Annotated in this window: 14 protein-coding genes, 1 other RNA gene and 1 pseudogene; 7 read left to right on the forward strand and 9 right to left on the reverse strand. The window is 33.7% G+C overall.

Going from position 1 to position 24492, the window contains the following annotated elements; genetic code table 11:
- The first annotated feature begins 50 nt into the window (after nucleotides 1-50).
- The 3 genes from F6K18_RS12595 (at nucleotide 51) to F6K18_RS12605 (ending at nucleotide 3588) form a co-directional block, all read left to right on the forward strand.
- Entirely contained in the window at nucleotides 51-968 is a 918-nt protein-coding gene (locus tag F6K18_RS12595; RefSeq protein ID WP_287521199.1) for a 2OG-Fe(II) oxygenase, read from the forward strand.
- Nucleotides 969-1387: 419 nt separating this feature from the next.
- Complete coding sequence (locus F6K18_RS12600; RefSeq protein WP_287521200.1) at nucleotides 1388-1957, forward strand: 2OG-Fe(II) oxygenase; 570 nt, start codon at nucleotides 1388-1390, stop codon at nucleotides 1955-1957.
- A 755-nt stretch (nucleotides 1958-2712) separates the two neighbouring features.
- A complete protein-coding gene (locus tag F6K18_RS12605) occupies nucleotides 2713-3588 on the forward strand; it encodes an ABC transporter permease (protein ID WP_287521202.1) in 876 nt (291 codons plus the stop codon).
- Between the two features lie 539 nt (nucleotides 3589-4127).
- Here the strand turns inward: F6K18_RS12605 and F6K18_RS12610 are convergent.
- A complete protein-coding gene (locus tag F6K18_RS12610) occupies nucleotides 4128-5030 on the reverse strand; it encodes a hypothetical protein (RefSeq protein WP_287521203.1) in 903 nt (300 codons plus the stop codon).
- A gap of 1618 nt (nucleotides 5031-6648) precedes the next feature.
- Here F6K18_RS12610 and F6K18_RS12615 point away from each other — a divergent pair.
- The gene (locus tag F6K18_RS12615) at nucleotides 6649-7206 is read left to right on the forward strand and encodes an NUDIX hydrolase (protein WP_287521204.1); all 558 of its coding nucleotides are present in this window, start codon (nucleotides 6649-6651) and stop codon (nucleotides 7204-7206) included.
- A 1253-nt stretch (nucleotides 7207-8459) separates the two neighbouring features.
- On the forward strand, nucleotides 8460-9884 hold the full coding sequence (locus F6K18_RS12620; RefSeq protein WP_287521206.1) for a deoxyribodipyrimidine photo-lyase, 8-HDF type: 1425 nt from the start codon (nucleotides 8460-8462) through the stop codon (nucleotides 9882-9884).
- A gap of 229 nt (nucleotides 9885-10113) precedes the next feature.
- Here the strand turns inward: F6K18_RS12620 and F6K18_RS12625 are convergent.
- The 4 genes and pseudogenes from F6K18_RS12625 to F6K18_RS12640 form a co-directional block, all read right to left on the reverse strand.
- Nucleotides 10114-10272 (reverse strand): annotated as a pseudogene (locus F6K18_RS12625) (phosphopantetheine-binding protein); the annotation flags it as partial.
- A gap of 392 nt (nucleotides 10273-10664) precedes the next feature.
- Nucleotides 10665-10850, reverse strand: a non-coding RNA gene (gene ssrS / locus F6K18_RS12630) — 6S RNA.
- Nucleotides 10851-11117: 267 nt separating this feature from the next.
- Complete coding sequence (locus tag F6K18_RS12635) at nucleotides 11118-12269, reverse strand: 5-(carboxyamino)imidazole ribonucleotide synthase (RefSeq protein WP_287521208.1); 1152 nt, start codon at nucleotides 12267-12269, stop codon at nucleotides 11118-11120.
- 1243 nt (nucleotides 12270-13512) lie between these two features.
- Complete coding sequence (locus F6K18_RS12640) at nucleotides 13513-14136, reverse strand: Uma2 family endonuclease (RefSeq protein ID WP_287521210.1); 624 nt, start codon at nucleotides 14134-14136, stop codon at nucleotides 13513-13515.
- Between the two features lie 248 nt (nucleotides 14137-14384).
- On the opposite strand from F6K18_RS12640, the gene F6K18_RS12645 reads away from it, so the two are divergent.
- Nucleotides 14385-15578, forward strand: a complete 1194-nt coding sequence (locus tag F6K18_RS12645; RefSeq protein ID WP_287521211.1) for a serine hydrolase — start codon at nucleotides 14385-14387, stop codon at nucleotides 15576-15578.
- A gap of 1081 nt (nucleotides 15579-16659) precedes the next feature.
- Here the strand turns inward: F6K18_RS12645 and F6K18_RS12650 are convergent.
- From F6K18_RS12650 to F6K18_RS12665, 4 genes are all read right to left on the reverse strand, one after another.
- Entirely contained in the window at nucleotides 16660-20514 is a 3855-nt protein-coding gene (locus tag F6K18_RS12650) for a bifunctional serine/threonine-protein kinase/formylglycine-generating enzyme family protein (RefSeq protein ID WP_287521213.1), read from the reverse strand.
- Nucleotides 20515-21400: 886 nt separating this feature from the next.
- On the reverse strand, nucleotides 21401-21541 hold the full coding sequence (locus F6K18_RS12655) for a hypothetical protein (protein ID WP_287521214.1): 141 nt from the start codon (nucleotides 21539-21541) through the stop codon (nucleotides 21401-21403).
- 745 nt (nucleotides 21542-22286) lie between these two features.
- Complete coding sequence (locus F6K18_RS12660) at nucleotides 22287-22457, reverse strand: hypothetical protein (protein WP_287521215.1); 171 nt, start codon at nucleotides 22455-22457, stop codon at nucleotides 22287-22289.
- Nucleotides 22429-22782 (reverse strand): KGK domain-containing protein, encoded by a 354-nt coding sequence (locus F6K18_RS12665; protein WP_287521216.1) that lies wholly within the window; start codon nucleotides 22780-22782, stop codon nucleotides 22429-22431. The genes F6K18_RS12660 and F6K18_RS12665 overlap by 29 nt, the downstream gene beginning before the upstream one ends.
- A 414-nt stretch (nucleotides 22783-23196) precedes the next feature.
- Between F6K18_RS12665 and purD the strand changes: the two genes are divergently transcribed.
- The gene (purD, locus tag F6K18_RS12670; RefSeq protein WP_287521217.1) at nucleotides 23197-24474 is read left to right on the forward strand and encodes a phosphoribosylamine--glycine ligase; all 1278 of its coding nucleotides are present in this window, start codon (nucleotides 23197-23199) and stop codon (nucleotides 24472-24474) included.
- The last annotated feature ends 18 nt before the right edge of the window (nucleotides 24475-24492 follow it).

The raw sequence follows: 24492 nt of genomic DNA on the forward strand, positions 1-24492 counted from the left end.
AAATGCTTACGGAGATACTGTTAACTGATAACTGATAACTGATAACTGAAATGACATTTACTCCACCACAAAATTTACCTCAAGAAGTAAAAATCAACCTCTTATTAACAGGAGGACATCAATATACTATTTATCTCAAATCTGATGCACCATTACTCCAACTTTTAGCCAAAACACTATTATCTAAACATCAAAAAACAGAAAATTCTACTCTATTTCAAATTCCTATAGGAGAAGGTCATTCTGCTTTATGTTTTGCTAGCGAACATTTAGTTGGAATGGTGACGGAACCACCAATATATTTGCAGCATTTACAGTCACAATATACTCAATCTAATATCAAAACTTCTACTCCTCCTCCCTCTACAATAGACAATTTAGAATCTCGTTATTTACTTATAGAAAATTTTCTCACCCAATCAGAAAATCAACAATTATTTAATTATGTTTTGCAGAGACAATCTGATTTTGTACCAACTACAACATCAACTAAAGCAGAAAATTATCGCCGCTCTCTAGTATTACACTCGTTCCCAAAATTTAGAGAATTAATAGTCAACAGAATTCAAGAAGTTTTACCTGATGCGTTAAAAAAGTTAAATATCCCAGAATTTTCAATTGCCGAAATTGAAAGTCAGTTAACAGCTCATAATGATAATAATTTCTATAAAATTCACAATGATAATGGTTCTCCTGATACTGCTACTAGAGTTTTTACCTATGTTTATTATTTTTATCAAGAACCAAAAGCATTTACAGGTGGTGATTTAATAATTTACGATAGCCAAATTAAAGGAAAATATTATGTCAAAGCTGACACATTTAAAACTATAGAACCTAAAAATAATAGTATTATATTTTTTCTAAGTCGTTATATGCACGAAGTTTTATCAGTAAGTTGCCCCTCTAAAGCTTTTTCAGATAGTCGATTTACTATTAATGGTTGGATACGGAGAAATAATGAATAATGAATAATTACAGCATATTTCGGGCAAACAAAAAGTAAGCATTTCCTGCGGAATGCTGCACAAACATCACTTTTCATTCTCCTTGAATACTAATTCCTTCTTCCAAGATAATGACTTAATAGCTGATAGCTGACTGCTGAATGCTTGCATATTGTGTTGTCTGAGTTCTCAGCTTTTGATATATCTGCGCCTTTCGCTTCGACTACTATATAATTCACCAATAAATAATCTATTAGCTGCCTGAAAATTTCTTTGATATTGAGTCTTTAAATAGTAAAAGATTCTCAATTTAAATTAATTATGGTACTTTATTTGTAACTTTTGATGATCAAGCTTGATTCTCAGAACATATCTATAAATTTGTAGGACTAATGATACTTAGTGACAAAAATAATCAAAATCTGATTAAATCAAAATGTGTGAAAATTGAGAATTTTTTAACAGAAGTAGAAAATCAAAAAATTCTAGCATCTGTAATTAAACTAGAAGCATATTTTGAAAAAAGTACTACTAGCATAAATGACTCTGACTTTCGCAAATCAAGAGTCTTACATTTAGCGCCTATTTCCAAAGCTAGAATTAGTAATCGAATTAAATTAGTTTTACCTCAAATCTTATCGAAACTGAGTCATCAAATATTTCCCATAGCTAAAATAGAAGGGCAAGTAACAGCTCATAATCATGGTCATTATTATCAAGCTCATAATGATAATGGAATGCCTGAAGTTGCTAAAAGAGAAATTACCTACATTTATTATTTTTACCAACAACCTAAAAAATTTTCTGGTGGAGAATTAGTGCTATATGATGGAAAAATAGATAATAATTATTATACTCAGGCAAATTCATTCAAAAAAATTGCACCTATAAATAATACTATTATTTTCTTTCCTAGTCGTTACTGGCATGAAGTTTTACCAGTAAATTGTCCTTCTAAAACTTTTGCAGATAGTCGCTTTACTATTAATGGTTGGATCTGGAGAAATTAAACATTAAAAGATAGGCTATCAACAATTAATAATTAATAATTAATAATTAATAATTAATAATTAATAATTAATAATTAATAATTAATAATGACCTCTACTTCAAACAAGAGAATTGACTAAAAAGATTTTTTTTCTTTTCTCTTTCTACTTGTCGGGCCAAAGTCCGTGGCGCTGTTAAGGAGAGACTTGATATAGTATCCGGATAATTAGTTATCCAATGATTAGCGGAAGACGGAGTCAGGAGTCAGGATAAAGGAGGAATGAGAGTGAGAATTATCTGGGGATATTCGGGCATTTTATATCTGCGTTAAATGGAAGTAAAAAGTGCAATAACTGTATAACCGGATTTCATATTAAACCTTAGTTATTCAGTAATGAGGTAAAAAAATTTGATAATTTCCGAAACCATAGCATTACTTTTGGTAATTGGTGTTAAGGAGATAAAAAAATAGAATATTCCTAATGTCAATCTTTCTTATTGCAGGAGGTATTGATATAGTAATTTCATTTGAGTTGCGTAAAAAACCTCGTCGCTTTTAGGCAACAGGCAACTGCTCATCTGGGAACAGGTAAGAAGATTTACCGGACTTTTTACTGTTAGTAAATAACCAACTCTTGTTTGACATCTCATTTGAAAAAGCTATAACTGATAACTGATAACTGAAATGACCTTCTTTTATTCTCCGTTCATATCTCAAATGTCAGCTCTGTATATGCTAAAATGCTATTTCTGAAACCAGAGAAATTATAGAATTATGGCAAGTAGATTTTCAGCAACTAAAATGTTTAATCTGTCTAGTAAACCAACTATTTCAATGCAGATGATGTTGGTTGGCTTAATCATTACAGTTTTATTTATATTGATTGCTATTTTATCTCCACTTTTAGAAAATTTAGGCTTGCTCCAAGACCCCCAAGAATTTCTTAGTAACCCCATTCATCAATCACCATCTTTTGAGCATTGGTTTGGTACAAATCGTCAAGGTTATGATGTATTTTCTCGAACATTATTCGGGGTACAAGTTGCTTGGAAAGTTGTAATTTTAGCCACAGCATTAAGTTTAATTATTGGCGTACCTCTAGGAATGGTAAGCGGTTATCTTGGCGGTAGAATTGATAAGGTTTTAATATTTTTTATGGATACTGTTTATACTTTGCCAGGATTATTACTTTCAATAACTCTAGCTTTCGTCGTTGGAAAAGGAATATTAAATGCAGCGATCGCTCTGAGTATTGCTTATATTCCACAATATTATCGAGTAGTTCGTAACCATACAGTTAGTGTAAAAAATGAACTATTTATTGAAGCAGCAAAAGCGATGGGTGCTAATACTTGGAGAGTATTAACTCGTTATTTATTTCTTAATGTTATTCAGAGTGTGCCTGTATTATTTACTCTTAATGCTGCGGATGCAGTTTTAGTATTAGGAGGATTGGGATTTTTAGGATTAGGATTACCTCCTGAAACTGCTGAATGGGGAAATGATTTAAGGTTAGCTTTAGATGCTTTACCTACAGGTATTTGGTGGACTGCTTTTTTCCCTGGTTGTGCTTTAACTTTAATGGTAATTGGTTTATCTTTATTAGGGGAAGGATTGAATGAATTTGTTAATCCTAAGTTGAGAAATTAATGAAGAAGGAAGAGGGAAGAAGGAAGAGGGAAGAGGGAATAAGGAAGAAAAAAGAAGGTAGAAGATAGAGGGAAGAAAGAAGGTAGAAGGAAGGTTGATTATTGATATTTTTTTGTTTTAGATATTCTAGAAGTAAAGAGTAGTAATGACAGTTGCTATAAAACCTAGTATTCTAGTATTGGACTGTTTAATCTTAAATGTTGCAATAGCAAATTTTTAAGAGATAACTTCTTCTATCGCCTTTTCAAATGAGATGTCAAACAAGAATTGGTTATTTTCTAACAGTAAAAAATCCGGCAAACCTTCTTATACCAATTTGATAAAAGTGCGAGGTTTTAGGTGGTAATGGTTCAAAAATTTAGGATTTTGGTCAAGAGTTGGGCAGAAAAATCAAGGGGCGATTCTTCCTACTATCTCCTCTATAATTCCCATTTATCCTGAGTTCCCCTCCTGGGAGGGGTTAGGGGTGGGTTGACTCCTACCCTCACCCATAAGACTTTTTCAGCAAACCCTAATTATTAATTATTAATTGTTGAAAATTACCATCTACCAAAAGCACCCCATACTGCCCCAGAAATCATGCCCCAAATTGACCCAATACCTGCACCAATAATTACTCCTCTAAGTAAAGTAACTTGACGAATAATTCCTAAACTTAAAAAGAAATCATCCCCCATAGTTGTAGACAAAATAGCTCCAATAATTCCCCAAGCGATCGCCGTCAAAAAACAACCCCAAATTGCTCCAATAATTGCACCTCTGATCCCAATTAATTCTAATGCTAAAGGTAAAGGAGGAGCCATAATTAATCCACCTAATATAATTCCAGATATTGCTCCACCAATAGCACCATTACCACCACCAAAAATTACTGTAGCTATTAATAGTTGAGGCAAGTTACTAGAAGTAATATCAATATTTGCTTGACTCCAAAACAATAAGCAAACTGTGGCAATTATACCTATAATTGTGCCAAAAAAAGACCCCCAAATTGCACCTAAAATTGCTCCCGACTTACCCCAAATTCTCGCACCTCCCAAAAACATAGGAGGTTTAAATAAACTCCAAACAAAACCAAAAGTTGCTCCCAAAAATGCTCCTGATATATATGCTTTACCAACATTAGCATCCCGATTTAATATTGCTAACATTAATCCTCCTATAACGCTGCCCAGGAAAAAGCCACCAATAATTCCAAATATTATATAATTTTTGCTAGATTCATCCTGTCTTCCCATTAATGATTTCCAAATTAGGCTAATAACTGTACACCATAAGATACCCATTAATAATGCACTTACAATAGTGACTAAATTTTGATTAATTCCTATGGATAAACCAGCCAAAGTAGCACCAAATAAAACACCCCAAACAGTACCACCAATTGTGCCCCAGATTATCTTATGAACTATATTTGTTTGATTGCTAGGTAACTCTCTCATAATTTTTATTCTTGCTACACTATATAAGGTATTAGATGTTAAGTTTTAGGTGGCTCAACTTTTTTTACCTCATACCTACTACCTAAGACTTACAACCTTATTTTCACTTTAACCTACTACTTAAAATCTTCTTCAATAAACTACTATAAATCCTGAAAAATTATCTTTACTATTAGGAATTAGGGCATAAGAGGATGCACTACGACAATGCCTAGCACCAATATTCCAAGAGTGTGCTCTATGAAATTTTATATTAATTTTTTGACTTATATTCCCAAACCTTACCATTTGATAGGGAAAAATTATAATCATTATGCCAACAATTAGCGGATTATTTCTAAACATTTCTGTGCATATAGCAGAAGAAGGAAGGAATAGGGAAAAATTTGGCGTTGTCTGAGTTTTAAGCTTTTGATATATCCTAACCTTTGCTTCGACTGCTATATCACATAAACTAAAAGCATTATCTGAAAAACTATCGATTTTTGTTGTTTGACAATATTTGATGACTATAGAGACTTTTTCATCAGTAGAATTTCCACTTTAATTAGCTAAAAAGGTGTAGTTGTATTTGCATGGACAGATGTATTCCCATTCAGCTTCACTAAGTAAACGATGGTTTTTAATTAAGTAGGTAGGCGTTAAAATTTATCGTACTTAGGAAGGCAGAAGGCAGAAGGGAAAAGGCTGATAAACTACTTTACTTTTTGTTAAAGACTTAATTTTTTTCATGCCTATCTACTTATTTTCTAAGATATTCTGGCACAAAATTCATTAGCTTTATATCTTCATCTGCTTTCTACTCTTCAAAAATTAATAATTATCTCTCGTTAAAAATGAAGCAATAGTAACTTGATATTGAGGTCTTTCACTCAATAATTTTTTAGTCTATATTTTGGAAAAATTAAGCATAAACATATCACTTGGAATTAATATCATTTATATCAAAAGCTCACTCTAGTAATTTCATTTGATTTGCGTTAAAAAAACCTAACGCTTTTAGGCAACAGGCAAGAAGGTTTTCCGGATTTTTTACTGTTAGTAAATAACTAACTTTTGTTTGACATTTTATTTGAAAATGCTATCTATAAATATGTTTTTATGAAAAATTATTTTAGACGTTTTTTTCAGTTTTTTCTATATCTATACCGGTCGCATTAATTAGCTTGAAGACGCCCATGTTTCTACTTAAAAATAACAGGTGCATCTTTGTGGTGGATCAGCCATTCCTGATCGTATACACAATCGCTATTAAGGCAGTTCGTCTACAGGAGGATAACTGATTCAATACCTCTACTATCAAGCTTTAATATTTAATATTAAAAAGTATTATTTGAAGCTTTACTAAGATTGAATTTTTGTAGATTAGTTGATTAGTATAATTTTTATACAAAAACAAGGTGCCACTCAAAATAAGACCTGCTATACCTAAAAAAATATTAAGTTTCGCCCATCGCTCATAGTGTTATTTAATTCATTTATGGACTGGCAAAAAATCAATAGCTCGAGCTGTAGAAGTATCTCTAATTATCATTTTATAGAAGATAGACTTTAATCAGCTACCTTTTATTCAGACAAAGATGATATGATAGTTAAAACTTATTTTTGATGATATTTTATGCACAATCAAGAACCACCCAAAATTATTAAACAACGTCTGCAATATCAGGGTAGAAAATTTAACTTTGACGTTAACCATCTGCGTTTACCCAATGGAGTTGAAGGAGACTGGGAATGTATTCGTCATCCGGGTGGAGCTTTATGTATCCCTGTTACTTCAGATGGAAAATTAATCTTAGTAAAACAATATCGATTTGCCATTAAAGATAGGATTTTAGAATTTCCAGCAGGTACAATAGAAGAAAATGAAAATCCTGCTGATACTATCAAACGAGAAATAGAAGAAGAAACAGGTTATCGCGCTCATAAATGGCAAAAGTTAGGAGAATTTCCTCTCGCTCCTGGATACTCGGATGAATTTATTTATGCTTTTTTAGCAGAAGATTTAGAAAAGTTGGAAAGTCCACCAGCGCAAGATATTGATGAAGATATAGAAACAGTTTTAATGACGCCTCAAGAATTAGAAAAGGCTATCTTTGATGGAGAAATTGTTGATGCTAAGTCAATCTGTAGTTTATTCTTAGCTAAACCATTTTTATCAGGAAGTAAGAAGTAAGAAGGAAGAAGGAAGAAGAAAGAAGAAAGAAGAAAGAAGAAAGAAGAAAGAAGGAAGAAGGAAGAAGGAAGAAGGAAGAAGGCGTTTAGTTATCTATAACAGAAGGAAAAAGCTTGGGTTCTCTGAATGTTAAGTTTTTGATATTTCCTAAGCTTTGCTTTGACTGCTATATTAACCAATAATTTAGTATCAACGCCTGAAAATTGGTATTAAGCTTAAAATGAAATTTTTCCTTTGAACAAAGCAAGCAAATAACAAAAATGAAGACTGTAAAGGAGTAGCGAAGTAGAAAAAATTAATTTGCAAAACCTATTTGATTTGACAAATAAAAATATTTATTAGCTAAACTACAGTTCAAAAATTAACAGTTAACAATTACTGAAGGAGGAAGAAGATATTTAGTTATCTACCAGAATGGAGTGGGAGAGTAATACCATTTCTCAAAAACTTTTCTACATTTTCGCATAGTAGGGGAGTAGGGGAGTAGGGGAGTGGGGGAGTGGGGGAGAAATAAAAATAATAATAATTAATATTAAATTGACTCAAATTAGCAAAAAGTTTATTAGGATAGTTTAATTAATTAATAACTGAAGTGTTACCTAAGTATAGCATTACTTTTGGTAATTGGTATAAGGGAGTCAGGGAGTAGTAAACATAAGAATAATATGCACTTACTGGCTAATCATCGCTCTTAAGGTTATTAAATCCTACTAATTACTTAATCATTGAAGTTTTGCATCAGCATCGCATTCTTTTTGATAAATGGTATTAAACCCATAAATAAAAACGATAATTAACAATTACCGAAAAATTTTGGTCTAAAGACTCCTTATTGCAGGAGGTACTGATAACTGATAACTGATAACTGATAACTGATAACTGATAACTGATAACTGATAACTGATAACTGAAATGACCTCTCCTGAACAATAAATAAGAGGATTAACCAAAAAGACAAAAGAATGATTTTTTTCGTGAAAATGAGAGACTTAAAACCTAAAATAATTAATCATTAATAATTTTATTAAAATCGAGATTATAGCTGACTTGGAATTACTATAAACGTAAGCATTCCACAGGAAATGCTTACCTATAAACAAAAATTTTCTAATTAACAGTAAACTTAAAATTATAGCAGTCGAAGGAAAGGTTAGGAAAAATCAAAAGCTTAAAATTAAGACAAGGTAAGATTTTTTATTCTTCCTTTTTCCTTCTTCTTTCTTTCTTCTGCTATAACAATAAAATTAAAATAAATGTCTAACTTAATCCTCTTTTGGCATCGACGCGACCTACGCATTTCAGATAATATCGGACTTACACAAGCATCTCAACAAAATCAAAAAGTAGTAGGTATATTTTGCCTTGACCAAAATATTCTCAAACGAGACGATATTGCACCCGTAAGAATAACCTATATGATTGGTTGTTTACAACATCTACAAAAACGCTACCAAGAAATAGGAAGTCAACTATTAATTCTCTCAGGAAAACCTGCAGAAGCTATACCAAAATTAGCAACTTTTCTAGAGGCAAAAGCAGTATATTGGAATCGAGATGTTGAACCTTATAGTCGGGAACGCGATCGCCAAGTTACTGAAAATTTAGAAACAGTAAATATTCAAGTAAAAACATTTTGGGATCAACTCCTTCATTGCCCAGAAGAAATATTTACTTCTACTAATAAACCCTATAGTGTCTATACCCCATTCTGGAGAACTTGGAGCGGCAAAAAAAAATCTAACCCAGTCAATACTCCCCTACTTAAAGGGTTAACTGAAGAGCAACTTCAACAAACCAAAAAAGTAGGAGTTATTGACTTACCCACTGCCAAAGAATTAGGATTTAATTGGGAAAACCCACTCATTCTCGAACCCGGAGAAACTATAACACTAGAAAAATTAGAAACATTTTGCCAAGCAGCAATATACTCATACCAACAACAACGAAATTTCCCTAGTATTGATGGTACATCCCAACTCAGTCCCGCCCTAAAATTTGGTGCTATTGGTATTCGGACAGTTTGGGCAAAAACTCAAGAATTAATAGAAAATTGTTCTAGCGATGAAGCATTTGAAAATATCGAAACTTGGCAAAAAGAAATAGCATGGCGGGAATTTTATCAATATGTTATGTACCATTATCCCGAACTAGAAACAGGTCCTTATCGCCCACATTGGAAAAATTTTCCCTGGGAGAATAATGAAGCATATTTTTTGGCCTGGTGTGAAGGTAGAACAGGTTATCCTATTGTTGATGCTGCTATGCGTCAGTTAAATGAAACAGGTTGGATGCACAACCGTTGCCGAATGATAGTTGCTAGTTTTCTGACCAAAGATTTAATTATTAACTGGCAGTGGGGCGAAAAATATTTTATGCAGAAATTAATAGATGGAGACCTTTGTGCAAATAATGGCGGTTGGCAGTGGAGTGCGTCGAGTGGAATGGACCCAAAACCGTTGAGAATATTTAATCCTGCATCTCAAACACAAAAATATGACCCAGAAGCAGAATATATTCGGGAGTGGGTTTCAGAGTTGCGGAGTGTGGATCTGAAATATTTGGTTACTGGTAAAATTCCGGCGGATGAGCGAGAAGCTGTAAATTATCCTACGCCTATTGTTGACCATAAAAAACGACAACAACTATTCAAGTCACTTTATCAGGAGCAGAAAAATTGATTCAGAATATCTTTAGGTTACTTTTTCCTAAATCAACCTGATTTATTAATTAATTTGAACTATTCATCTGTGGGTGGTAGTCCATTGTAATGGCGATCTATATGTGATTATTTTTAGTTAAGAAAAAACAGTCGGAGTATCTTGCTCACTTGCTCGTTTCTTGCTCCCATGAAGCGCTGTTGTTCATCCTCATCTACCATTACCCTAGCAGAACTAACCATTTGTGTACTTATAACTTAGCTGCAAATAAATCAGCTAGTTCTCCAATACTATTTGCTCGAGCTAGTTCTATGCGGGGGATATTTAAGGATAACTCTTCGATCACCATCATAATAATTTCTGCTCGATTGACTGAATCGATGCCTAAGTTTTTGAGACTATCAGTTTCGTCTAGAGGAACTTCTTCTAATTATAGTGCTATTTCACTAATATACTTCTTAATAAACTGCAATATTTTTTATTTATTCACAATTTTGTCCTAGTGCCGCTACGCGGAAGTTAAAAGTCATGCATTTAAAAGTCAATCATTTTTTATTTGTAATTGTTTTAGGATTTTGTAACTGGTCAGTTATTTCCACCATCCTGCACTAGTCTATTAGCTTTTTATTTTAACTTTTAAACTATTTTAATGGGTAATTTTTGTTTCGCTACCTTATCAAGTATTGAGCATAACTCTTGCTGCAAGTTTTCTTATGATTTGGGGAATTATTAGTCTTAGGATAACCATTGCTAAGCTTAATTTTTTGGCAATTCCTTTCCCGATCCTGCTCACAAGAAAAATAGTTCACCACAACGCCGTCTTACCTCAGCTTTTGACCTGGATAATACCAGGTGGGTTCCTCGGCTCAAGTTTAAAGTTTCTGAGTACAAGCTCAGTTTACTGCCACTCAAACATCTAGGTCCCGATGTTTTTTGATTTGTAGGTCAAAAAAACATTTTTGGCAGTCACCAACGTCGCAGTAGAACCTAGATATCATTATAGCGATTATTTTTTCAATGTCATCCCCTATGAGGAAAGTCAAAAGTTATAAAGAAGTTAAAAGTCAAAAGTTATAAAGAAGTTAAAAGTTATCAATTGGAGCCTTGAGACTTATTTTTATCAAAATAATATGGGTCGCGCAACCCCACCTTATTAAGGCGAAATATTTTTGGAGAGTTGCTCACGCATCCCCTACTTCCCCTCACCTCCACCGGAGGGGTTAGGGGTGGGTTAACTTCTGACTTGTGACTTCGTTAACTCTGCCAGAGACTTTCAATTTCCTGGGCGATCGCCTCAGCTTTCTGACGGCACTTGGTAGAATTTTTCTCATGCACCAATACTGTCACATGACCTAACTTTCGTCCTGGACGAGATTCTGTTTTGCCATACCACCAAACCGAAGCATTAGGAATCTGAGCTAATTGTTGCCGTTTTGTCAAGTAGTCATTTACCGCAAATTCGTAACCCAACAAATTTACCATCACTGCGCCCCTACACTTAAGAGCGGTACTACCCAGAGGTAGACCACAAACAGCTCGTAAATGTTGTTCAAATTGAGAAGTCTCACAAGCATCCAAAGTGTAATGACCAGAGTTATGAGTTCTAGGAGCAATTTCATTAATTAAAACTTTTTTATCTTTAGTAATAAATAATTCAATACCAAATACTCCCACGACTTCTAAAGTGTTTAGGAGAGTTTGAGCGATCGCCTGAATTTCTTTGACTAATTCTAAATTTTCATCACAGACAAAAACTCGCCGACAAACCTGATTTTCTTGTTGTGTTTCTACTACTGGGTAAACTTTAATTTCACCAGTCACTGAACGAGCAGCAATAATTGCCACTTCCCGGTCAAAAGGGATAAATTCTTGAATAAAAATATTTGGATTTCTCTGAGATTTTAAACTATTAATATCCTGAATAACAGAAATACCATGACCATCATAACCATGACGACGTGCTTTTAATACTAGAGGAAATTTTATTGCTTCAGCTTCTGTTTTCCACTCCCAAAATTTTGGCACAGGTAAACCTAAATCTCGTAAATAATATAACTGTTCATATTTATCTAATAACGGCTTCAAGACAGATAAACTAGGGCGAAAGATTACATTTTTTTTACTCATAAGCGACAACTCATCTATATTAATAAATTCATTTTCAAAAGTAATCACATCACAACTATTAGCTAACTTAGCAGTTGCTTGAAAATCATCAATTTCTGCCAAAATAGTATCTTTTGCTATAGATACTGCCGGGTCATCTTTTTCAGGAGTTTGAATAATTAAATCTACTCCTAATTTTTTAGCAGCATCTGCCATCATCCATGCCAACTGACCTCCACCAATTACACCCACTCGCTGAATTTTGTTTTGGTGTTTTTTTGCCTTTTCAGTACTATTCATTTTGATTGTAAATTCAGTTTCAACTTTTGTATTTTATAGCAGAAGAAAGAAGGAAGAAGGAAGAATCTTGCGTTGTCTGAGTTTTCAGCTTTTGATATGTCCGCGCCCTTTGCTTCGACTGCTATAACAAAATAAAAATAGTTTTTATCAGTTTTATTAATCTATGACAATCCTATTTCAGGTGCGGGCAAAAATATCTTTAGGAAATAGGGAGTAGGGAATAGAAAAGAAGAAAAACAACTGTATATCAGTAACTTGGGAAACGCTACATACGAAATAGGAACCTATAAAACATTACAAATTAATTTCGTAAGTTGAACAATAATTTTCAAGAATTTTTTAGATATTTTTTACTCTTTTTTACCTAACATTCAATAATTTATTACAATTTTATTCAAGCTTGAGATTTAAAAATTTAGATGATTTTTACTCTTTTTTACCTAATAGTTAATAACCGATTCCAACTAGCTTCAAGTTTGAAATTTTAAATTTTAGATATAGCAATAGCCAAAGCTGTTAGGACTTATAATGATGATGAATCTTAGACTAGACAATGTTTTTTCCACTGTTCCCAGTTAAGTGTTCTCTGTTATAACTTTTACCTTCTTTCAGTTACCGAATAATTAAGGTTTAAAGCCTCTTCTTTAAAACAAAAAAAATCAAGTTCGCCAGTCCTATCAGTTTTTAGGAGAGGTAATTTCAGTTATCAGTTATCAGTTAACAGCACCTCTGTAATAAGGAAGCAAGAAAATACGGAATTTTCTTTTTTTTATCCCCTTAAAAGGGAGGCTTTAGACCAGGATTTTTCGGTAATTATTAAGTAGGTAAGTCTAATATCAGTTATCAGTTATCAGTTATCAGTACCTTTGTAATAAAGAAGCAAGAAAATACGGAATTTTCTTTTTTTATCCCCTTAAAAGGGAGGCTTTAGACCAGGATTTTTCGGTAATTATTAAGTAAGTAAGTCTAATATCAGTTATCAGTTATCAGTTATCAGTTATCAGTACCTTTGTAATAAAGAAGCAAGAAAATACGGAATTTTCTTTTTTTATCCCCTTAAAAATGGAGGCTTTAGACCAGGATTTTTCGGTAATTATTAAGTAAGTAAGTCTAATTAAACGTTAAAAAAATTGTATGGGCGGGTTTAACCAAAACGAAAGCTTTGACTTAAGCACGCTCGAGTTCTAAAAACCCGCCCTCTAATATTTTGTTTATTTCTGCTCACCTACCTAATTAGTCATTATTAATTACTTAAATCAGCTCTTAATTTTTTTTCTGCTTCTACTTCATCTAGTTTTGATTGTTCGATAAACTCATAAAATATTGCTTTTTCAATCTTAGGAAATGTAGGGCTAGTTTCAACCTCAACATATTTTTGATTTTGCAGTTGATAAATTAGTAAAATTTCTCCATCATAACGCCAAAATTCTGAGATTCCCATGCTGGCATAAAGATTAAGCTTATTAATATCGGTATGAGTAATATCAACTTCTACTACTAAATCAGGCGGTGGGTCTTCAGTTAAATCAATTTTTTTTCCTGCCACCTTTGATTGATTTTGAATGTAATAACAATTGTCGGGTTCTGCACCTCTGTCTAATTGTGGATAATTCAAAGTCGTCGAGCCTAAAGTTTTGATTTTCAAACCCATTTCAAAAACTAAAATCCTGATAAATAAACCAATTATTTCTCTGGCAAATTCATGTTCTTCCAGAGGCATAGTAATTTCCAATATTCCTTGGTCATATATAATTCTGGCATTGCGACTTTCTCCCAGAGCTTCAAGAATTTTTTGGTACTTCTGCCAATTAAAGTTATAGAAAACAATTCTTTTTTCAGGAATAGTTAGAGCAACAGTATTAATCATTTTTTTTCCTATCAAACCATTTTGTTCCCATTTCAGTCATAGCTGAAAATACTAGATAAAAAATCAAAATACTTATACCGATAAGAAATGGTACTAAATCATCCGGCATTTGTTAATCCCTAGTCAATTTTATCCACCGATGATAACATGAATAACGTTTCGCTACGCGATATGTTGGCGGAGCATTCCAAAGGAAAATGCTGAACCTTGCTTCAGAAGTATCTCTATCTACATTTCAGTTAATAACTATGAAAATTATCAATTTTATCCTAATTTTTATTGTGCCTCTAATTGCGACTAGCTTGATGATTTGGCACTTTTATCTTGAACCAAAAATAACTATGTTTGATGATGATAAAAGGGTGAATAATTTCCGTAATATGGATCGGGTTTTTCCCAGTAAAATTATTCATTGTTCTACTAAACCCTATAATTTTCAGGAAAATTTGTGCGACCTGAATATATCCTATAAATTTCAGGGTGAAACTCGAACAATGGAAGACTTTTTACAACGGACAGGTAATACAGGATTTTTAATAGTTAAAAATGATGCGATAGTTTATGAAAAATATTCTCAAGGTTATACAAAAAATGACAAAAAAACTTCTTGGTCAGTGGCAAAGAGTTTCATTTCTGCCTTAATAGGTATTGCGATTAATGATGGTTATATTGAAAGTATTGATGACTCAATTACTAAATATATGCCAGAGTTAAAAGCATCTGGATATAACAATGTACCAATTAAGCATATTTTACAAATGTCTTCTGGAATAAATTTTAGTGAAGCCTACGAAGATGATAATTCTGATATTAATAAACTTTTATATAAATTATTTTTGTATATGCGACCGATGGAGAAGGTCATTTTAAATTATCCTGCTAAAGAACCATCAGGTAATTACTTTGAATATGTAAGTTTGAATACTCAGATATTAGGTTTATTGTTGAGGCGAGTCACTAAACAAGATATTGTCAGTTATTTAGAAAAGAAATTATGGCAACCAATGGGAGCAGAATCAGATGCTTATTGGTTGACTGATAATTATGGAACTGAAGTAACTTTTTGTGGGATGAATTGTACTTTGAGAGATTATGCAAAATTTGCTTTAGTTTATTTACATAATGGGCATTTTAACGGACAACAAATTATTCCTAAAAGTTGGGTAAAAGAGTCAACAATTCCTGATGCTCCCTACTTAAAACCAGGGGCGACAGATGAGCTTTATTTTAAGTGGGGTTATCAATATCATTGGTGGATTCCTGAAGGTTCAAATGGTGATTATTGTGCGACTGGTGCTTGGGGACAATACATTTATATTAATCCAGAAAAGAATTTTGTTGGCGTAAAAACTGGTTCTAGTAATAGTATTTTGAGGACTATTGATGATGTGGAAACTGTTGCTTTATTTCGAGCGATCGCTGATGAGTTAGATTTGGATTAATTAGGGCGTGACCGATCTAATCTAAAAGCATTGACATATAAAGACAAGTGCCTTTTTGGGGTCGAATTGCAGTACGCCTGTTTCAGTCATTAACGCTCAAAAAGTTATTATTTTAGGCGCATAGTTGGTCAGAACAATCTTGGGACAATTCTTACTCCTACCTCCTCGCTCATTCACATTTCTCCTATCTCCTACCCCTACTAAAAGACTTTTTCAGCAAGCCCTAATTAGATTAGGTTTTAGGTTTGAATAGTTTGGATGCAATTAGGAGGATGTCTAATTCAGTCTTAATTTATAAATATGAATTTTAGAAAATATACAACTTATCCTAATATTTACTACTTCTTCTAAGTTTTATTTATCGTATAAGGCTTTGAGTTTGAAAATTTTAAACTTTGTCATGGATTGATGACAAAATATCAGAAAAAATTTTCCCATTTTTTCACGAAATTTCAATCTTTTTAGCTCTTTTGCTCAATTTTGTAATATTATAGGTAGTGATATAATCTGGAGGTATTTTATAACTTAATAAAATTTTAAAGCTGCAAATGCCTATAATTTCGTTGTTTTGGGAGGCGATCGCTCTTGATTTCCCTTACCATCAATGACTAATTTTTCTCTCCTCATTTTTCGGTAGGTTGATCCATTAGCTATTTTATGGTAATAATCTTTGGATTCTGTAAATACGAATCTTTAATTTGAGTTTTTCCCTGACTTCTACTTTATACTTTTTCTTATTTATGTCTTAAAAGAAAAGATTTGAAATACTTTAAATTAGCCTCTTTCTCAGATGCCAGAAGCTATTGGGGAATTTTCCTACTCTTCCATAACTTGATTAAATTGATGTTAGCTACTTTTATTGGTATTGACTAAAAAATCATGCGCATATACGAACACGACCCAATAATACAGATAGTATCACAATTTTTGGGAGAAGGCAAGCTGATTTTACTCCCGGCGCGACACTTTTGAAGCTTCACACAATGAAGATATTTTATGATTATCGAACCTATTCAATTTGCTGCCGATTCATCTGGTCGCCAAATCAAAGATTATGGTGTGAAGCTTCTCGGCGATTCAGCTAAAGACCAGGTAAACAAACAATACGAAAACCACCCCGGGAATTACGTTCATAGGAATAGAAGCTATGGCGACAGGCACTCCGACAACTCCTAGTAAGGTTGCACCAACAACCACCACGAAGCACTCGTTTATTACTATTCCCTGGACTTTCCCAAGTACTTCCGTCAGTAGGAGAACTATCATAGTTATCGTGCCAAATATCTAGACACCACTCCCAGACATTGCCGTGCATATCATATAAACCAAAAGCATTGGGAGGAAAAATTCCTACTTCGGTTGTTTTTTGTCGGTACTCACTTTGAGGAGCTTTGCCATAAGTATAGTTGCCATTGTAGTTGGCTAACTCAGACGTTATAGTTTCTCCAAAATAGAAAGGAGTAGTTGTCCCGGCGCGACAAGCATATTCCCACTGACTCTCACTGGGCAGTCTGTAAATTCTCCCAGTTTTCTGAGATAGCTTTTGACAGAACTCTTTGGCGTTATGCCATGTCACTCTTTCTACTGGGCAGTTTTCTCCTTTAAAGTCAGAAGGATTTTTTCCCATAATGGCTAAATATTGGTTTTGAGTAATGGGGTATTTACTCATATAAAAAGGTTTTAGGATTACTTGATGCTGAGGGCTTTCTGCATCATATCTGTGTAATTCATTTTTCGGGGAACCCATGAGAAAACTTCCTCCAGGAATATAAACCATTTCTAATTTAATGCCATTACCTAAATCTTCTATTTTTTGTCTAGCATTACCAGGAGTGCGAGTGATTATTTTGCCAAAATTATTGACAGCTACTACCTCAAAAGTAAATATTTCTCCTATTTCTGATTCTGGTATTGATGTGAGAAATGTTTGTGGTGGAGAAGTTTGATTAATAGGGGATGGTGCTGTTAATTTTTGAGATATTTGTGGTGGAGGGGTAAACTTTTTTTCTGTTGGATAAGTCTGGTTAATAACCGACGATATTTCCCCTGTATTTTGAAATTTTTTGTTAGTTTTACCCACAATCATTTTATCCAAAGAATTTGTTACTTCGGGGGTATACCAGACAATCCGAAAACCCCTGTAGTGGATAAGGTTGTTACCATCATTGTCGTAACGTCTGGCACTCCGACAATTCCAAGAATAGTTGTACCAACTACCGCCACGGAGGACTTTTGTGTTGCTATCTCCCCTAGTTTGCCAAGCACTTCCATCATTAGGTGCACCATCATAATTAATATGCCAAATATCTAAACACCATTCCCAGACATTGCCGTGCATATCGTATAAACCAAAATTATTGGGAGGAAAATTTCCCACTTCGGTTGTTTCTCCTCGATATTTATCTTTAGGAACATTACTGTAAGGATAATTACCGTCATAGTTAACTAACTCAGACGTTATAGTTTCTCCAAAATAAAAGGGAGTAGTTGTACCTGCACGACAAGCATATTCCCACTGACTCTCACTGGGCAGTCTATAAATTTTCCCGGTTTTCCCAGAAAGCTTTTGGCAAAACTCTACTGCGTCATACCATGTCACATTTTCAACTGGGCGACTTTTTCCTTTAAAGTGAGAAGGATTTTCTTTGGTAATAACCTGATATTGTTCTTGAGTAATGGGATATTTACTCATATAAAAAGGTTGGAGAGTCACTTGATGTTGCGGACTTTCATCAGAGCTTCTTCCCTGTTCGTTTTCTGGGGAACCCATGAGAAAACTTCCCCCAAGAATATAAACCATTTCTAATTTAATACCATTACCTAAGTCTTCTATTTTTTGTCTGGCACTAACGGGGGTGCGGTTGATTATTTGGCCTAAATTATTGACAGCTACTACTTCAAAAGTAAATATTTCTCCTATTTCTGATTCTGGTATTGATCTGAGAAATGTTTCTGGTGGAGAAGTTTCATTAATAGGGGATGGTGCTGTTAATTTTTGAGATATTTGTAGTGGAGGGGTCAACTTTTTTTCTGTGGGATAAGTCTGGTTCATAACCGACAATATTTCCCCTGTATTTTGAAGCTTTTTCTGAAAATCAGGCAACAAGAGAATGCGGAAACCCCAGTAGGTGCCGTAGTAGTCAACATTATTTCTAATACGGCGAGCACTCCGACAAAACCGAGGATGTATGTTCCAACAGCCACCACGAAGAAGTCGTTGACTACTATCTCCTTCATTTTCCCAGGGACTTCCATCAGAAGGCGCACCGTTATAGTTAATGTGCCAAATGTCCAGACACCATTCCCAGACATTGCCGTGCATATCGTATAAACCAAAAGCATTGGGAGGAAAACTTCCCACTTCAGTTGTTTTTTCTAGATGTTTACCTTTGGGAACATTGCCATAAATATAGTTACCGTTGTAGTTAACCAACTCAGACGTTATAGTTTCTCCAAAATAAAAAGGAGTTGTTGTACCTGCACGGCAAGCATATTCCCACTGACTTTCACTGGGCAGTCTATAAATTTTCCCAGTTTTCTCAGAGAGTCTTTGACAAAATTCTATGGCGTTATGCCATGTCACTTTTTCTACTGGATGGTTTCCTCCTTTAAAGTTAGAAGGATTTTCTCCCATAATTGCTTGATATTGGTTTTGAGTAATAGGGTATTTACTAATATAAAAAGGTTGAAGAGTTACTTGATGTTGAGGACTTTCACTATTAAGTCTTTCAACTTCGTTTTCTGGGGAACCCATGAGAAAACTTCCACCAGGAATATAAACCATTTCTAATTTAATGCCATTACCTAAATCTTCTATTTTTTGTCTGGCATTACCAGGAGTACGATTGATTATTTTGCCAAAATTATTGATAGTTACTACCTCAAAAGTAAATATTTCTCCTATTTCTGATTCTGGTATTGATCTGAGAAATGTTTGTGGTGGAGAAGTTTCATTAATAATGGGTGGTGCTGTTAATTTTTGATATTTTTGTGGTGGAAGGGTTAACTTTTTTTCTGTTTGATAAGTCTGGTTAATCAGCGACAAGATTTCCCCTGGATTTTGAAATCTTTTCTTAGTCGCCCTGATAATCATTTTATCCAACAAATTTCCTACTGCATCACTCACTTTCGACTTTAAATAATTTCGCCATATCCACTTATCTTCTCCCACGTCAAATAACTTAAAAGGTTCAACTTCAGTTAATAAATGAATACAAGTTACGCCCAAACTATAAATATCGCTAGAAAAGGTAGCTCTTCCTATTGCTTGTTCGGGAGGAGCATATCCTTCAGAACCAATAATAGTTCCTGTCACAGCTAAAGTCTTCTTTGTAACAAATTTCGCTATGCCAAAATCTACCAATATAATATTATTCTCTGGCGAGCTTCTAGCTCGCACTGGATAAAGTTGATTATTATTTTTTCTCCTAATAATATTCTCTGGTTTAATATCTCGATGAATTACCTGTTGAGAATGAATAAATTCTAATACGGGCAATAAACTTTTTAACAACTCCAAAATTTGTCTTTCATTAAAAGCTCCTGACTCTTTTAATTCCTGTTGTAAATTTTGCCCGTCGATAAATTCTTGTACTAAATATTGTCGGTTATCTTGAGTAAAGTATGCCAAAAGTTCGGGAATTTGTGGATGTCTACCTAAAGTATCTAAACGTTCAGCTTCTTGAGCAAATAATAGAGCAGCTTTTGATAAATTTTCTGTTCTTTGTAATTGAGGTAAAAATTGTTTAATTACACAAAAAGGTTTTGAGGGTTTAAATTCATCGACGGCTTGAAAAGTTCGACCAAAACCACCCCGTCCAATAATTTTTAGGGCGCGATAACGTTCGACTAAAACTAATTTTTCATGGCAACTCTGACAGAATTTGGTTTCTGGTGGATTAGATTCTAAACAATTAGGATTTAGGCATTGAGTCATTTCAGTTAGCCTCCTCCGGAGGAACTTCGTTAACAGTTATCAGTTATCAGTAGTTCGTGCAATAGGGAGGCTTGAAATACTGAAGTTTATTATTTTCATCCCTTTAAAAGGGGAAGTCTGAGACCTTATTTTTGGGTCATAGTTTATAATCTGATTTTATCTTCTTAATTTTTAATTATAACTATCGCGATTGTAAATATTTAGTTTCTGGCATAGCTCTGAGTATTTCTTTCCTAAAGTAATACTTTCAGATTGATAAATTTTAGCTATAAAAGTTGCTGGTCTATTTCAAGCAAATTTTTCTATTGTTTCTAGAGTTTTAACAAATTTTTCTGTCATTACTTCACTGAAAAAATTAGTATCAGTACTTTCATACTTTAGTTCAGCAAGCTACATAGCTAATATGTGAGAGAAATTTTTAGTCGTAAATTTCAAATATTACTTCAATTTATGTCATTTCAGTTGTCAAAGTTTTTATAACTTTATTTTTTCCCAAATATCAGTCAATCAAGAAAATAATTTATGACTTTTTTTACTTTGTTTGATAATGTTTTGTTTGTCATAGAAGAGAATTTTTACAAAAGTTTTTTATAAGTTTCACGAGCAGCGAATATTATCTAATGGTGATTCAGGTTCAATAGTTAAATCTGGTCAAAATTCTAGTTCTATTTTAATATTACCTTTCGGATACTGAAATGACCAATAATTATATTGATATCTTCTATACTCTTCTGGTGAATAATCAACATAAATTTTGAGTTTTAGTTTTTCTTTGCACCAATAATTAGGGCTTACCGATCTAATATCAAAGCATTGACTGATATTGGTTTTAGTCTTTTTAGGGTTGAAAAAAGTGCGCCTGTTTCAGTCTAAAATGCTCAAAAAGTTAGTATTTTAGGCAAGAGTTGGACAGAACAATCTTGGGAAAATTATTACTCCTACCTCCTCGCTCCCGAGCCATTTCTCCTGTCTCCTGTCTCCTACTCCTACTAAAAAACTTTTGAGCGCAAACCCTAATTATCACCAATTTTTACTGAATTCTTTCCCAAGAATAGGTCAATTAAAAAAAACGATTTATATTGAGCTTGGTTTGATAATGTTTTGTTTGTCAGAGAAGAGAATTTTTACAAAAGTTTTTTATAGTTTTCACTAGCAGCGAATATCATCTAATGGTGATTTATTACTGAAAAAATTAGGATAAAATATCTAACATTTTCCCAAGTAGCTACTAATTTTTATCTACTTCAATAACCAGTATTTTCATACTTCAGTTCAGCAGTCTACATAGCTCATATGTGGTAGGAAATTTTCATCGTAGATTTAAAATCTTGCTTCAACATAAGTCAAAGCTTTTATAACTTAATTTGTTCCCAAATATCGGTCAATCAATAAAATAATTTATGAGTTTTTTTAGCTGAGTTCGATAATGTTTTGTTTTTCAGAGAAGAGAATTTTTACCAAAGTTTTTATAGCTTTCAATCTGGCAAATATCATCTAATCGCTTCCGGTTCAATAGTTAAATATGAGGCAAATTATAGCTCTATTTCAAGATTAGCTTTCCTATACTGAAATGACCGATAATTATATTGATATTCTCTGTACTCTTCTGGTCAAAAAAATCAACATAACCTTTTGACTTTCAGTTTGCATTTCCACCAATAACTATTACCAATTTTTGCTTTATTTTTTCTAAAACATCAGTGGATAAAGAAAACGATTTATATTTCTTTAGCTTGGTTCGGTAATGTTCTGTTTCTCAGGAAAGAGAATTTTTATAAAAGTTTTTTATAGCTTTCACTATAACGAATATCATCTAATGGTGATTCCGGTTCAATAGTTAAATCTGGGCAAAATTCTAGTTCTATTTTAATTTCTGATTTTGGGTTGCTAAATTGAGAATTATAATTGAATTCTCTATTGTCTTCTGGTAAAAAAATCAACATAGTTTTTGAATCTAAGTCTACCTTTTTGCCAACTACTATCACCCAGTCTTAAGAGTTGACATTCTATTTCTTCAGTCACTGATTCCCATTTGCTACTATTTAGTCCTATATCTACTTTCTGTTCGACTCTAAACCCTCCATTTAAAAGGGAAAAAATCACTAACACGCGATCGCGATTATTGCCTTTCCTTGAATAAATTCTGTCTTTTAGTTTTTCTAAATACAATTCTTTAAATATCCCAACTATAAATGTATGTTTAAATTTACCTTCCTCAAACAACAAAACATCATCATCACTTTTAAGTAATTGAAAATTATCAATCATATTAACCAACTAATCTAAACTAGCAACTGTTATTATCTCAGCTTAACTACCTACACTTATTTTTAGTGAGACTTTTATACTTTATTTAAAATTTAACTTTATCTTCTTGATAACTAATAACAAATCTGGTTATTATAGACTTATTATAAGGTGAGGCTTAACGAAGTCAGAAGTCAAAATTCAGAAGTCATAAGTTATTTTTGTAAAGGGGATTTGAGCAACTCTACCAAAAATATTACGCCTTAAAAGGCGGGGTTTTAGACCCTTATGATTTTGATAAAATTATCAGGTGAGGCATAAAATAGATATCTATAAATCAACTTTTCTAAATCAGGTTGAACATCAAAGTCTTCTGTCTTAGATAACTAAAGCCTTCTTCCTTCTTCCTTCTTACTTCTTCCTTCTTCCTTCCTTATGAAAATATTAATAGTAGGTAACGGCGGTAGAGAACACGCGATCGCCTGGAAATTATCCCACTCTCCCCAAGTTCAACAAATATTTTGTACCCCAGGTAACGGCGGTACTGCTACCTTGCAAAAATGCCAAAATATACCTATCCCAGTTGAAGACTTCCCAGCTCTCAAACAACTTATTGCTGACCAAAATATTTCCCTAGTAGTTGTTGGCCCAGAAATACCCTTAGCCCTGGGCATTACTGACTATCTACAACAACCAAACCTCAAAATATTTGGCCCCACCAAAGCAGGAGCCATCCTCGAAGCTAGTAAATCCTGGGCTAAAGATTTCATGGCCGAAGCAAATATTCCCACGGCCAAATCAGCCACCTTTACCAACGCCGAAACGGCCAAAGCTTACATCAAAGAAGTTCCCATAGTGGTCAAAGCAGATGGTCTAGCTGCTGGAAAAGGAGTTACCGTTGCTACTACAATTGAAATGGCTCATCATGCCATAGATGCCATCTTTCAAGGAGAATTCGAGCCAGATACCCAGTCTGTGGTAATCGAAGAATTTCTCACAGGTCAAGAAGTATCAGTTTTAGCCCTCACCGATGGATTAACTATTCGTCCCCTATTACCAGCTCAAGACCATAAACAAGTGGGTGAAGGAGATACTGGGCTCAATACTGGAGGTATGGGCGCTTATGCTCCCACTCCCATCATTACGCCGGAACTAATGACTAGAATTCAACAAGAAGTTCTAGAACCAACTTTGACTAATTTACAAAAACGTGGTATTGACTACCGAGGTATTGTTTATGCTGGATTAATGATTAGTCCTCAAGGAGAGCCAAAAGTCTTAGAATTTAACTGTCGGTTCGGGGACCCGGAAACTCAACCTATTCTCTCTCTGCTAGACAGTCCATTAGAAGAGTTATTGTTGGCCTGTTGTGAACAGCGTTTAGCTGAGTTGCCCCCAATAAATTGGAAACCAGGAGTAGCAGTTTGCGTAGTTTTAGCCTCTGGGGGTTATCCAGAGGTTTATGAGAAAGGTAAAGTAATTTCTGGAATAGAAAAAGCTGAAGCTAATGGAGTAACTGTATTTCATGCTGGAACTAAATTACAGGAACAACAGTTAGTCACCGATGGTGGCCGTGTATTGGGAGTAACAGCAATAGGGTCTGACTTTTCTGAAGCTAGGACAAAAGTTTACAATGCGGTAGATTCTATAGAGTTTGGCCAAATGTATTATCGGCGGGATATAGGTAGTCGGGTTTTTGGGTCTGTTTATTAATGGATAATTGATAATTAC

Origin of the sequence: Okeania sp. SIO2C2 (genome assembly GCF_010692625.1) — a bacterium.
Taxonomy (GTDB): Bacteria; Cyanobacteriota; Cyanobacteriia; order Cyanobacteriales; family Microcoleaceae; genus Okeania; species Okeania hirsuta.

Bases quoted from the DNA above. Each gene is read 5' to 3' on its own strand.
- F6K18_RS12615 (WP_287521204.1), top strand. From the start codon at position 6,649: ATGCACAATCAAGAACCACCCAAAATTATTAAACAACGTCTGCAATAT.
- F6K18_RS12645 (WP_287521211.1), top strand. From the start codon at position 14,385: ATGAAAATTATCAATTTTATCCTAATTTTTATTGTGCCTCTAATTGCG.
- purD (WP_287521217.1), top strand. From the start codon at position 23,197: ATGAAAATATTAATAGTAGGTAACGGCGGTAGAGAACACGCGATCGCC.
- F6K18_RS12620 (WP_287521206.1), top strand. From the start codon at position 8,460: ATGTCTAACTTAATCCTCTTTTGGCATCGACGCGACCTACGCATTTCA.
- F6K18_RS12635 (WP_287521208.1), bottom strand. From the start codon at position 12,269: ATGAATAGTACTGAAAAGGCAAAAAAACACCAAAACAAAATTCAGCGA.
- F6K18_RS12650 (WP_287521213.1), bottom strand. From the start codon at position 20,514: ATGACTCAATGCCTAAATCCTAATTGTTTAGAATCTAATCCACCAGAA.
- F6K18_RS12595 (WP_287521199.1), top strand. From the start codon at position 51: ATGACATTTACTCCACCACAAAATTTACCTCAAGAAGTAAAAATCAAC.
- F6K18_RS12665 (WP_287521216.1), bottom strand. From the start codon at position 22,782: ATGATTGATAATTTTCAATTACTTAAAAGTGATGATGATGTTTTGTTG.
- F6K18_RS12640 (WP_287521210.1), bottom strand. From the start codon at position 14,136: ATGATTAATACTGTTGCTCTAACTATTCCTGAAAAAAGAATTGTTTTC.
- F6K18_RS12660 (WP_287521215.1), bottom strand. From the start codon at position 22,457: ATGTTGATTTTTTTACCAGAAGACAATAGAGAATTCAATTATAATTCT.
- F6K18_RS12605 (WP_287521202.1), top strand. From the start codon at position 2,713: ATGGCAAGTAGATTTTCAGCAACTAAAATGTTTAATCTGTCTAGTAAA.
- F6K18_RS12610 (WP_287521203.1), bottom strand. From the start codon at position 5,030: ATGAGAGAGTTACCTAGCAATCAAACAAATATAGTTCATAAGATAATC.